The sequence below is a fragment of the Legionella tunisiensis genome, from assembly GCF_000308315.1.
In the GTDB taxonomy this organism is placed as follows: Bacteria; Pseudomonadota; Gammaproteobacteria; order Legionellales; family Legionellaceae; genus Tatlockia; species Tatlockia tunisiensis.
Genome location: NZ_CALJ01000060.1, coordinates 1 through 12,538, shown reverse-complemented (window position 1 = coordinate 12,538; position 12,538 = coordinate 1). Strand labels below are relative to the sequence as shown.

Below are 12,538 nucleotides of genomic sequence, written 5' to 3'. Positions count from 1 at the left end.
CATTAACCTTCAGAGCAACCGCCATGAAGGTTAATGCTCAATACGATAACACTGCTCTCTCTTTATTCTTTACCTTGCCTATTTACTATCTGGCTTTTTGGGGCCACTTTCAGAACCCATCATTCTATTTTCACCAGTGTTTAGTTTGCCAAATGTAGTATTTATTCTGTTAGCAGGTACAGAACTTCTATTCTCTGGCATAGCTATTTTGCCAGTAGGCATAGCCAATTTCATATCAGACATAGGCTTGCTCACTGATACTGTGCCTGAACTTAATGGGGGTCTATTCATTGGTGTCGACATCCTGCTAGCTGACGCTGATATCCCACTAGTTGGTGTTGACATTCTGCTGGCTGGCGTTGATACCTTGGTGGTTGGTTTCTTAGCAGCAGCTATTTTCTTAACCGCAGACGTTTTTTCTTAACTGCAGATGTTTTTTCTTGGCTGCAGAACTCATCTTCTTAACGAGAGGAGCCGTTTTCTTAGCTGTAGAGGCTATTTTTTAGCTGCCGTGGACGCTGTTTTCTTGAGGGTAGAGGAAGCTTTCTTGGCAGTAGCAGTTTTCTTAGCAGTAGCAGTTTTCTTAGCCGTAGCTGCTTTTTTAGCCGTAAGAACTGTTTTAGCTGCTGTGGAAGTTTTCTTAGCTGCAACTGTTTTCTTTTTAGCTGAAGATGCCGCCTTCTTAGCTGTAGAAGACGCTGCTTTCTTTGTTGCGGAAACTGCTTTTTTAGTAGTAGACAGCGTTTTTTTCATTATTGGTGTAACTTGCTTGATCGTTGACATGGTATGTTCAAAGGTTTTTCCAGTAGTTACTTTTGCTTCTTTGGAAATCGTTTGAAAAGCAGTCTCTAAAATCTGAAATGACTGTTTCATGTAATCAAGCGCTTTATGACTATTCTCCATAACGAGCTTAACTTGTTTATCGAGTAGCATTCCCGGTTTATGCATCTCTGAAAACTCTTCCGGTTTCAAATAAGTTAAATTTTGTAGCATTTTAACATTCAATTCCATCATAGCCTGAAACGGTTTTTGCATTTCATTTGCTATCGCAGCCCAACTCTTTAAATAGTCCTGATTCATAATTTTCTCCGTTTTTGTTGCGTTGCACTATAAGAGCCTAGTTGATTAATTGAATTTTTGCGAGTTATCTACAAAAACAAATAGATCTTTTACGCTAAGAAAACCTATTTGCTTGTTTAAAAATACTACTTACTATATCTTTGAGCAAGCCATACCGTTGCATTCCCGCAATTTTGATCTCTTATATTATGGCATAACACTTGGAAATTATTAGTTTGTAAGATCTGATACAAATCATAACCACCATTCTCACCCCAGACCTCTCTCGCTTCAACGCCTGAGGTAAACACCAATAAACCATTATGTTTAACCAACGAAGCAAATAATTTTAAGGTACTTCTTTGTTCATCTCTTATGACAGATGAAAAAACTATGCCAGGCAATCGCCATGTCAAATGGCTCTTCTATATTGATAGTCCGCATATCCTGCAGAAACCAATGGTTTTCCGAAAAACGTTTTTTACAACGCTCAATCATTTTTTACTAGCATCGATTAGTTAATCAGCCAATTTATCGTCGATCTTGATATTTTTAATAACTAAGCGCTCTATTTGTACCATCATAGATCTTAATGACTGACTTTTTTACTTATGTTATGATCACGTTTGTTCACCAGCGTATGGATATTAAAGGTGACATTCTTTTTAGACAGGGAAGCGCTCAAGGGCCCAATATTCACGCCAGTATTAATTCTTTTAGTGCAACTGTAGCAGTTTCTCATACATCCATCTGACCCTGTTTAAAAACCTCTGACTACCGTCGAGAATATCCATTTAAACTCAATTATCACATAAATAAGGACTATTTTATGATATTAACTATCACAACAAGTACCATTGTCATTTCTAAAGTCGTTCTTTATTTCACAACATTTGCAGCGGCTTCTGCAGGTGTAGGGGCTACGGTGTTGGTGCAAAAAATGAATGACGCGAGAAATGAAGCAGAGGAAGCTGTATTACAACAATTAGAGGATACTGGGAAAGAAAGACATGAACGAAGGTTACAACATCTCGATGATATTGTAGATACTACCCATCAACAAACCCTGCTGCTGGGCACTGAGACAAGTGCACATACCCAAAAAATTACTTTAAATCTCCAACGTCTAGATAGTGATGTAGCTATCATTGGCAGTGCAAAAGATACATTACTAGCAACCAATACCAGTTTAATCTTAGCGAATGAAGCAAATACCGAAAAATGCAAGAAATTATGGAGGAATTAAAAGCCAAGATAATTTTGCTAGGAAAAGCCTCGCTAGATCTTGAGCTTGCGAAAGCAGCCTTAGTTCAAAGAGAAAATGAAATTGCAACTACTCAAGAGCAACTGGAAACAGCAAAGAGAAGCATAACTCAACTTGCAGAAAGTCTTGATGTCGTACGAAATGAAAACGTTGAAAAAGTAAAAAATAGTCTCTTTGGAAAAAGATGTGGAAAAGATGTCTGAACAACTTTTTGTAAACAAAGAAAGTCTTACTCGGGCTTCTCTGAAAATTCAGGAGTTAGTACAAACTAGAAAGGTATTAATAACAGAATTTCAAGCTTCTCAAAAATTAGTTAGTGAACTAACTAGCCAAATAGAATCAAGTCAAAGACAGATCCCTGGAAGATCCATCTCAGCAACTAATCCAGGATTTTTTGCCTAATTCTTTTTAACAATCTCATTAGTATAAGGAAATTACAATCATGTCTACATCAAACCAAACCAGTACGCCATTAGCAACAGATACTTCAATTGACTCATTAAAAATTATTGCTCGTGAAAAACTTGATCGATTAAATGAGCATCAAAAGCGCTTTGAGCTATTCAAATCTGATTTAGATTTACTTCGACGACGCTATAACTTGCGGCAAAGTCTTATTGATACAGCTGCTCAATGGTATGGTCAAAAGACTATATGGCAAAAAATAATTTTAGCTGCCGAAGTAGTTGGAATCGCATTAGTAGCCAGCTTCTTATTTAATACCATAGCATTACTGGCTGTTATAAGTACCTACATTGGCTTGGTTTATTTATTTAATAACCATAACGCAAGAGATAGCAAACGCGAAAAAGACATCTGTGATAATATTGTTAAAATGGAAAAAGTTTTAGCTGAATCTATTGAATCCTTCAATGCAGTAGAAGCTAAACTCCTTGAAGTATTTGATGCAATTTTCCAAAAAATGAAACCTTGGCTTCTTATGCAACTGATTTGGATAAGAAATTAGACGCATTAAAGGAACAAATTTTATCTTTACAACAAGCAATCACTGGGCTAGCCAGAGTAAAAGAAGTACTTGATGAAAGCCCAGCACTTGTTAAGAGTTCAGGAGAGCAATTTAGTCTCAAACTCCATGACTTGGGTAAGGATGTTCTTCAGTGTGCTGCAACAATCCGCAGTGTCACTGGAGAACTTTCTAATAAATCGGATAGCAGCTCAGCACTAACTGTTGTTAGAGATGATTTAAGCTGCTGCGAGACTACGTTAGTACAGCTAGCAGCAACCTTTAAAGAGCAGATGCAAATTGCTCAAGAGCAATCAAGCCAATGTGAGTCCATGCAATTAAAAATTAATACCGCCTTATTGGGCGCTACAAACGCAACAAAATTGCTAGATGAACAACTTGAATTGTGTGGCACAGAGGAGACAGAGGACGCAGAAATAAACCGTCTGCTGCAAAACTCTCAAGCAATCCACACACGAGCTAGACTCGCCTTGACAACGAAGGTGCCAGGAAGAGTCTTACATGTCGTACAAAGTGAAAAAGTCTCAGAGCCTTCAGTGGCCACGCTTCCTACCATCTAGTTTTTTCTTATGCTATGATGGGCCTTGATTGACTAAAAAGGAAATTAACAATGGCAATTATTAATGGTAATCGCAATATAAAAAAGAAAAATTAGGGCGGAGATCAACAATGAAACTTTTATGACTATTCAACAATATTGCCAATGGGCGAATATTGATGATATAGGTTTCTTTATTGAAGAAGCTGCACACTTTATCTTTGCAAAAGATAAAGACTGGAAACAGTATCAAAAAGCCCTGAAAAAAGCTGCGCAAAATGCTTAAATAAAAGGCGCCTAAGCGCCTTTTACTTTATAATTGACTGTTAATCCGGCTTTCCCCGATTGCTATTGCGAGATGTTGATATCGCAGAAATCTATTTCTAAACAACATGATCTATTAGGAAGAGTGCTACCTTTAGACGGCTACCCTACTCTTGGATAACCATTTGTTCTCGATACGTCCGGCCATATAAACCACTGCAGGAACTGTCAAACCAATCACTAACCACTCCAATTGATAGATATGGGCGGGGGGATTATTAGGCAACATATGATGAAAAAGCAGATGAATAGTGATCAGAGCCAAAATGCATAATAAAGTTGCTAATAATTTATGTGATAATAAAAGGGCAGTATTTCTTCCAAACAACTTATCAGAAATAACAAATCCGGATAAAGCGTAATATGCCATCCATGCATGGACCGGTATCCGCGTATAACGCCAATTAATATAAAACACCAGCAGAGAACCAATCAGAACTATAACGAGGGGCATGCTTTGCGGCCATTTTTTAGACGGTAAATAGTAAGCAACGATTAAGAGGAGAGCAAAAAAGCTTCCAGCTAAAACATCAAACAAATTGTGGTAGTCGAAATGAATAAGACTTGCGCCAATTCCAACTAATAAAGTAACCGTTGCTAATCGAAACACCGGTTTCTCTACTTTGTATGCCAGCCAGGCATACAAGACTGTTGATAATTGCATATGACCACTTGGAAAAGCAAACCAGTCTTTACCCAAAGCAGGGGGAAGAGGAATTTGGAAAGTCACCTTCAATGCGACATTCATTACGATACTTAACAGAACCAGGCAAGCTGCATGATAAAAAACAGTCCGATCCAACCAAATAAAACCAAGAATGATTAAAGGAATAACGATTGAGCCATTACTGAAGGCAAGCAGTGTGCGGGCAAGAGTATCAAGCATGATAGTTACTTTTAAACCGTGGCAGCGCAAAAAAATGCATATATTTTAGTCAGATATCATATAAGAAAACAACTCATAAAGCAATCTTCAAAATTTTTTGGCTAAATCTACCACAGGATTGTTGGTACAAATGAGTACAGTAATCTAACTTTAGGTTTTTTCAGGTATTCACACAACAACCCACAAATTTATCCACAGAACATGTGAATTAAACCATAAACCGGATAACAATAAAAAACATTTATTAATCAAATAATTAACGTGTTTTTTGCTCTTTTTTTAACGGATTTAAAATTTATAAACAAAGTTATCCACATGCTATAAAGCGAGCAAAGGCAACTCATTCTTTGTTTAAATAGGTACGACGCTCATTCATAGTTTCAATGCTATTAATAACTGTCTGGCGACAAATCTCATGCATAATTGGAATAGTATTTAACAACTTTCCCGTATGAATAGCATAAGCAATAAAAAAGCTATCCTGCCATATCTTTTCATTTTTGCGGGTTTTTGCTTTTGACCACAGAGCGACCCATAAAAAATGAAATAACCACTTATCACGATGTGTTTCTAATTCTTGAGCGAAGACAGTTGCAATAGCCTCATCCATAGCACAAACTTTCACACCCTCAATAAAGCTACAACAACGATTAACTAATTTATCAATATGAGCATTCTCAATAAACCAAGACTCAGTAAAACGTTTACTATACGGCCATGATTTGGAGCGAATAAATGATGACTGCATTGCTTCGGGTGTGAATGGCGTTATTTGTACACTTAATTGCTCAATTAAGAGAGGGATATCAATCGGATGAGCCAGAAAGTGCAGACCCAGCAACTCCTGAATTTCCAGCAAATGCAAATCAGGCATACCACCTTGCTGAATTGTTAAAGCTAAAAAATGCCCCATCATCATTAATAAATAAGCACTGTCTACAGTTCTCAGAGTCACACTATCATCGAAGGCTTCATCATAATATTTGACTACATTTTCACTAGGTATTTCGGGTGTAATCCATGCATCTTTAATACCAAGCCCTTGTTTAAAAAGCAAACCACATAAGCGGTTTTTGCGGTGCTTTTTCACATGAATAAAAAGCCCTTGGGCACCACTACCATCGACTTCACTGGCTTTTATACGCACAAGTGAAGGTAATTCTTCATGGTGAAATATAACTCCTTTTTTGCGCTGTATTTTCAACCAACGATTAAATTGCTCATGGTAACTAACTGGATACCAATTTTTAATAGCTTGTAATCGGGACAATGAAATCGAACTTAAGGTAACTTTATCTATTATCTGCTCAAAGATTGCCACAACAATATTACGGACCTCTTGCTTGGGGTGAAGTAAAGTCAATAGGGCAATATCCTGACCTTCTTCTATACTGTAGAGGTCAAGAATTAAATCTGCAAAAAAATCTGCTGGCATAGCATAACTCTGAGCAAAAAAGTTTTCCGCTATATCAAAAACAGACAAATCAGATAACTCTTCAATCATGTCACGCATAGCATTTAAATGGTCAATTTCTTCATCGGGTGACCATTCATCTTCTTGCCCCGCTAATTCCAGATAAGCATTTTTTAATTCAGGCAATAGTTCAACATGAACTTCATAAAAAGCATTTAGAATAGGTAACCAAAAGCTTAAGCTATGTTTATTACTATTAATTGCATCCGCGATTTTAAGCATCAATTGGTTAAGCGACTTACCCGCTAATTTATTTTCGTTTTCCTGTGCAGACTGCAATTGTGCAACACAGATATCTAAAGCAAAAATACAAGCAGAATAGTAAGAACGCTCTTCATCCACATCATCTTCATCTAAATCATCAATAAAATCGATCAGGCGCAAAGCTAATTCTGGTTCTTGCAAGAAGGGAGCATAATGACGTGGATCCGGATCGGTGTTTTCCGCAATTACAGCCGCTATAGTTGCAATCCATTGTTTTAAATCACCATGATCAACAGCCATCTTTGTTGGACACCTGTCTTGGCTTTCCCTCATCATCGATAGCTACAAAAACGAACGTTCCCTCCGTCACACGGTATTTTCCTGAGCCGCAAGCTTGTTCAGCCCATACTTCAACAGCAATGGTCATAGACGTCTCGCCTTGCTTAATTAATTCAACATGACAACTCACGACATCCCCCACATGTACAGGTTTCAGAAAAGTCATGCTATGAATAGCGACTGTAGCCGCACGGCCTCGCGATATTTTTTGGCTAAAACACCAGCAGCCAAATCCATTTGCGATACTAGCCAACCACCAAAAATATCACCATTGGCATTCGTATCAGCCGGCATGGCCAGTGTTTGGATAGTTATCTCGCCACGAGGGATCGCCATATTAAGAACCACGCTTTAATTTAGCCAAGGCATCAGCCATTGCCGTATTAAATATTGTTTTCTTAGTTTCTTGCTTCCTTTCTTGCTCAGGTTTTTTCTTCATTTCCTGTTTTTTAGCGGATTGTGTTTTTTCAACGGCGGCTTCGCTACTTTCTTTTGCGTAAGAGGCGCCTTTTCTTCATCCAACTTCATGCTTAATCCTATACGCCGCCGCTCTTTATCTATTTCGACTACTTTAACAGTCACAATGTCACCCGCCTTCACTACGGCATGGGGATCACTGATAAAGCGATGCGTCATCGCAGAAATATGTACCAAACCATCCTGATGAACACCAATATCAACAAAAGCACCGAAATTAGTCACATTGGAGACGACGCCTTCCAAGATCATTCCTTCTTTTAGATGGCTGATATCCTCCACGCCTTCCTTGAAATTGGCCGTTTTAAATTCAGGTCTTGGATCACGCCCCGGTTTTTCCAATTCGCGCAAAATATCACGGATGGTTGGCAGGCCATAATTTTCATCAATATATTGTTCTGCATTAATAGTTCGCAGCAAATCACGATTACCGATTGTTTGACGGATATCCACTTTTTGCCCAGCAAGGATCTTTTCAACCAGAGGATACGCTTCAGGATGTACACAGGAAGCGTCCAGTGGATTATCACCGTCCATAATACGTAAGAAACCTGCAGCTTGCTGGAACGTTTTCTCCCCCATGCGAGCCACGTTTTTTAGTTGCTCCCGATTTACAAAAGCACCGTTTTCATCCCGATATTGCACTAAATTTTTTGCCAGGGTTTCATTAAGACCTGACACACGAGTTAATAATGCAACAGAAGCTGTATTGACATCAACACCAACAGCATTCACACAATCTTCTACGACCCCATCAAGACTACGAGCCAAACGAGTCTGATTCACATCATGCTGATATTGCCCAACACCAATCGCCTTCGGTTCAATTTTTACCAACTCAGCAAGAGGATCTTGCAAGCGTCGGGCGATAGAAACCGCCCCTCGTATGCTAACATCCAGATCCGGAAATTCTTTCGCTGCTAATTCAGACGCTGAATAAACAGAGGCACCCGCTTCATTAACCGTAATTTTAGCCAGCTTCAAATCAGGATACATTTTCATCATATCCGCAACCAAACGCTCTGTTTCTCGAGAGCCCGTACCATTCCCTATGCTCAACAAATTGACTTGATACTTCGCTGCCAATTTGGCCAAGTCAGCAATAGATTGATGCCACTCATTCTGTGGCGCAAAAGGGAAAATAGTCGTGTAATCAAGTAATTTACCAGTAATATCAACCACAACCACTTTCACACCGGTACGAATACCCGGATCAAGTCCTATCGTTACTTGTGGACCGGCAGGAGCAGCAAGTAGTAAATCGCGCAGATTACGAGCAAAAACATGAATTGCCTCTTCATCCGCTATTTCGCGCAAACGGGTCAGTAATTCTAATTCTAACTTGGTGAATAGTTTAACTTTCCAAGTTAAACGCACGGTATCAACTAACCACTCATCAGCTGCCCGTTTTTCATTAGCAATATTGAAATAGGATGCAATACGCTTTTCAACATAATCCACATCCTGCGGCAATATCAAAGTTAATCGCAAAACGCTTTCTCGCCGCCCACGAAATAAGGCCAAAGCACGGTGTGACGGAATCTTTTTAATTGGTTCTGCATAATCAAAATAATCAGCAAATTTATTACCAGCTGCTTTCTTATCGCCATTACCTTCTGATTTTAATACAGCGTGCTGCCATAAATATTCACGTAATTCATCAATAAGCTCAGCGTCTTCAGCAAATTTCTCCATAAGAATCTGGCGCGCACCTTCCAGAGCAATTTTACTATCTTCAATGCCGAACTCAGTATTCAGGTATTGTTCCGCTTCTGGCTCTGGCTCGAGAACAGGATTCTGCCATAAATTTAAAGCAAGCGGCTCAAGTCCAGCTTCCTTAGCAATTTGTGCCTTTGTGCGACGTTTAGGTCGATAAGGTAAATACAAGTCTTCAAGACGAGTCTTATTATCAGCAGCTAAAATAGTCTTTTCTAACTCCGGAGTTAATTTTTCTTGATCACGAATAGATTGTAAAATGACTGCACGGCGCTCATCCAACTCACGGATATAATATAAACGTTCAGCAAGCTGCCGTAATTGGGTATCATCAAGCCCATCCGTTGCCTCTTTACGGTAACGCGCGATGAAGGGAACTGTCGCGCCTTCATCCAACAAACGAATCGCTGTTTCTACCTGAGAAACATTCACTTTAAGTTCTTGCGCAATAATCGTCGCTGACGCCAACATCTCTTGAGTCATTCACATCCCCGTAAAACATGATAAAAAAACGCGAATAGTATATACCGATTACTCTTCATTTTGCGAACTTTAGACAGTGTGCCCTACTCTGCCTCTGAAACTGCCAAAAATCCGCTGTAATCCAAACATTACTGGGTTTGTAGATACCAGACCTTATCTGCGACTTCGCGCAATCCACGAGCATAAAGGGGGTCTTGTTCATCTACCTGGCGATTTGTTTCGCGTACGCATTGTATAGTTTGGCAATTACTGTATAACTGTCTTATTTCTGCATCCGATACACTAAACGGCGGTCCCTGCATGTCTGACTCATCGTAGTACATTGTTTTCAATAAAATTTTTCCCTTCGCCTTCAACCATCGAAGACAAATACGTACATACTGAGGGCGCAAATTCTCTGGCAAAGCGATCAATGCCGCTCTATCGTAAATCGCATCGGCAGGAACAATGAAAGCCGTATTGAAAGAAAAAATGTCAGCGACCCAAATAGTTAGTGATTGACTCGTATACTTTATAGCCTGCGAATGTATTTCCTTCACTAGCGTTAACCGATTTTCTTCGCTAAATTGCAGTACTGCCTGCTCACTCAGCTCTATACCGACCACTTGAAAACCCTGCTCCATTAACCAAAGCATATCAAGACTTTTACCACACAAAGGAACCAGAACAGTTGCCGCCGCAGGTAGCTGCAAACCGGCCCATCTGGTATTTAAATCAGTATTTACCTCTGTTCGGTGGAAAATGGTTTTTCCTTCTCGCCATAAATTTAACCAGAATTGCTGGCCGGTGTTCACTCTACTGTCACCGATTTAGCAAGATTTCTTGGCTGATCCACATCCGTACCCTTAGCAACAGCTACATGATATGCCAACAACTGCAAAGGGATGGTATAAACAATTGGAGCAACCCATTGACCACACGCTGGGACATGAATTAAACGTGCCCCATTAGGTTGCCAGGCTTGCGAATCATCAACAAATACTATCAATTGACCGCCACGGGCACTGACCTCATGCAAATTTGATTTCAATTTATCCAATAATTCATCATTCGGCGCCACAGCAATAACTGGCATTTCTTTATCAACCAAAGCCAAGGGACCGTGTTTAAGCTCGCCAGCCGGATAAGCTTCGGCATGGATATATGAGATTTCCTTTAATTTCAATGCACCTTCTAAAGCGACTGGATACTGTACCCCACGCCCCAAGAAGAGAGCATGTGCTTTATTAACAAAAATGGAAGCCAAGGCCTCAATATCGCCATTCATTTTTAAGGCGCGTTCGCAATTTGCTGGCAACTCCTGCAATTGGGTTAAAATGGTATGAATGCGCTCATCCTTGCAAAGTGCAGCAGCTAACATTAGGAAAGCAGCCAGCTGGGTCGTAAACGCTTTGGTTGAAGCAACTCCTATCTCGATACCTGCTCGTGTTAGGAAAACGCAATCTGCCTCACGTACCAAAGTACTGGTAGCAACATTACAAATAGCCAGGCTGGCCAGATAATTCATTGTCTTGGCCTTATGTAAGGCCGCCAAGGTATCCGCTGTTTCTCCTGATTGAGATACGGCGATAAACAAAGTACCTTCATTAACAACGACATCCCGGTAACGATACTCACTGGCAATTTCCACCTGGGTTGGCAACCCGGTCAAAGACTCTAACCAGTATCGGGCAATTAATCCAGCATGATAACTGGTACCACAAGCGACGATATGAATTTGCTTGACCTGAGAAAAAGCAGCGGCAGCACGTTCACCAAAACTTGCTTTCAAAACATCTTGACTGCTTATTCGTCCTTCCAAAGTATCTGCCAAGACTTTGGTCTGCTCATAAATTTCCTTCAGCATGAAATGACGATAAGGCCCTTTGCTAACCGCCTGATTATCGCCATTAAGAACATGCGCCTGACGTTTTACCTTCTGCCGACTGGTATCAAACAAATAAATTTGCCCACTACTGAGCAGCGCGCTATCACCTTCCTCAAGATAAATGACTGATTGAGCAAAAGAGCGTAAAGCTAACGCATCGGAGGCAATAAATTGTTCATCGATACCTAAACCTACCACCAATGGGCTGCCTTTACGAATAGCAACTAATTCTTGCGGGCGTTTCTGGTGGATAACCCCTAAGGCAAAAGCACCATGCATCTCTTGGGCAGCATCTTGCACCGCACGCAATAATTCTTCGTGTTGTTGATAGTGATAATGAATCAAATGCGCGGCTACTTCCGTGTCAGTTTCAGAGGTAAATTGATAACCCGCTTGCTTTAAACGCTGACGCAAAGCATCGTGATTTTCAATAATGCCATTATGTACTAAAGCAATTTCATCATGTGACATGTGCGGATGTGCATTCTGTTCGCAGGGCTTTCCATGAGTTGCCCAGCGTGTATGCGCAATGCCAGCATTGCCAGCAACTGCTGTTTCCTGCATGGCGTCTGCTAAAGCTTGTACTTTCCCTTGAATTCTTACGCGTTTCAAACGTCCAGTACCATCAATCACTGCAATGCCTGCTGAATCATAGCCACGGTATTCTAAACGCCGTAATCCTTCCAACAACACTTTACTGATATCACGTTGTGATGTAGCACCCATGATCCCACACATAAGGAAACTCCTTAGTTATTAAACTCGTCCGTATTTAAACTGTAGAATACGGAAGAGGTATCTCCAAAATTGGTCAAGTATGCCACATTTAGCACTTAAAACTAAGTGTTTAAAGTGAGGCGGCGAAGCAATTACCTTTTTTATGAGATTGATAAGCTTATTAAAAAATGAATTTTTGGCTGCA

General features: G+C 40.1%; 13 protein-coding genes and 2 pseudogenes. 7 read left to right on the top strand and 8 right to left on the bottom strand.

Annotated features, from left to right (window positions below; translation table 11 throughout):
- The first annotated feature begins 145 nt into the window (after positions 1–145).
- Complete coding sequence (locus tag BN58_RS30535) at positions 146–424, top strand: hypothetical protein (RefSeq protein WP_156812359.1); 279 nt, start codon at positions 146–148, stop codon at positions 422–424.
- A 71-nt stretch (positions 425–495) separates the two neighbouring features.
- Here the strand turns inward: BN58_RS30535 and BN58_RS36805 are convergent, their stop codons facing one another.
- Positions 496–1,080 carry a hypothetical protein gene (locus BN58_RS36805; RefSeq protein WP_019215864.1) on the bottom strand — a complete coding sequence of 195 codons (585 nt, stop codon included), beginning with the start codon at positions 1,078–1,080 and terminating at the stop codon, positions 496–498.
- 125 nt (positions 1,081–1,205) lie between these two features.
- Entirely contained in the window at positions 1,206–1,475 is a 270-nt protein-coding gene (locus tag BN58_RS22120) for a hypothetical protein (RefSeq protein WP_051131834.1), read from the bottom strand.
- Between the two features lie 413 nt (positions 1,476–1,888).
- Here BN58_RS22120 and BN58_RS04715 point away from each other — a divergent pair, with 413 nt between their 5' ends.
- From BN58_RS04715 to BN58_RS31495, 6 genes are all read left to right on the top strand, one after another.
- The gene (locus BN58_RS04715) at positions 1,889–2,305 is read left to right on the top strand and encodes a hypothetical protein (protein WP_019215863.1); all 417 of its coding nucleotides are present in this window, start codon (positions 1,889–1,891) and stop codon (positions 2,303–2,305) included.
- Complete coding sequence (locus BN58_RS04710) at positions 2,293–2,526, top strand: hypothetical protein (protein WP_198009817.1); 234 nt, start codon at positions 2,293–2,295, stop codon at positions 2,524–2,526. Before BN58_RS04715 ends, BN58_RS04710 begins: the two co-directional genes overlap by 13 nt.
- Complete coding sequence (locus BN58_RS04705; RefSeq protein WP_019215861.1) at positions 2,519–2,725, top strand: hypothetical protein; 207 nt, start codon at positions 2,519–2,521, stop codon at positions 2,723–2,725. The genes BN58_RS04710 and BN58_RS04705 overlap by 8 nt, the downstream gene beginning before the upstream one ends.
- 40 nt (positions 2,726–2,765) lie before the next feature.
- Positions 2,766–3,290, top strand: coding sequence for a hypothetical protein (locus tag BN58_RS04700; protein WP_019215860.1), 525 nt, complete (start codon positions 2,766–2,768; stop codon positions 3,288–3,290).
- The gene (locus BN58_RS04695; RefSeq protein ID WP_019215859.1) at positions 3,275–3,868 is read left to right on the top strand and encodes a hypothetical protein; all 594 of its coding nucleotides are present in this window, start codon (positions 3,275–3,277) and stop codon (positions 3,866–3,868) included. Before BN58_RS04700 ends, BN58_RS04695 begins: the two co-directional genes overlap by 16 nt.
- A 120-nt stretch (positions 3,869–3,988) precedes the next feature.
- A complete protein-coding gene (locus BN58_RS31495) occupies positions 3,989–4,132 on the top strand; it encodes a hypothetical protein (protein WP_019215858.1) in 144 nt (47 codons plus the stop codon).
- Positions 4,133–4,264: 132 nt separating this feature from the next.
- Here the strand turns inward: BN58_RS31495 and BN58_RS28070 are convergent, their stop codons facing one another.
- The 6 genes and pseudogenes from BN58_RS28070 to glmS all read right to left on the bottom strand — a co-directional run bounded on the left by BN58_RS28070 (position 4,265) and on the right by glmS (position 12,354).
- Positions 4,265–5,056 (bottom strand): phosphatase PAP2 family protein, encoded by a 792-nt coding sequence (locus BN58_RS28070; protein ID WP_156812357.1) that lies wholly within the window; start codon positions 5,054–5,056, stop codon positions 4,265–4,267.
- 340 nt (positions 5,057–5,396) lie between these two features.
- The gene (locus tag BN58_RS04680; protein WP_019215856.1) at positions 5,397–7,034 is read right to left on the bottom strand and encodes a hypothetical protein; all 1,638 of its coding nucleotides are present in this window, start codon (positions 7,032–7,034) and stop codon (positions 5,397–5,399) included.
- Positions 7,024–7,409: pseudogene (locus BN58_RS36800) on the bottom strand (acyl-CoA thioesterase). The gene BN58_RS04680 and the pseudogene BN58_RS36800 overlap by 11 nt, the downstream one beginning before the upstream one ends.
- Before the next feature lies 1 nt (position 7,410).
- A pseudogene (locus tag BN58_RS22105) lies at positions 7,411–9,749 on the bottom strand (Tex family protein).
- Between the two features lie 128 nt (positions 9,750–9,877).
- On the bottom strand, positions 9,878–10,543 hold the full coding sequence (locus tag BN58_RS04665) for a thiopurine S-methyltransferase (protein ID WP_019215855.1): 666 nt from the start codon (positions 10,541–10,543) through the stop codon (positions 9,878–9,880).
- Positions 10,540–12,354 carry a glutamine--fructose-6-phosphate transaminase (isomerizing) gene (glmS, locus tag BN58_RS04660; protein WP_019215854.1) on the bottom strand — a complete coding sequence of 605 codons (1,815 nt, stop codon included), beginning with the start codon at positions 12,352–12,354 and terminating at the stop codon, positions 10,540–10,542. The genes BN58_RS04665 and glmS overlap by 4 nt, the downstream gene beginning before the upstream one ends.
- Positions 12,355–12,538 lie beyond the last annotated feature (184 nt).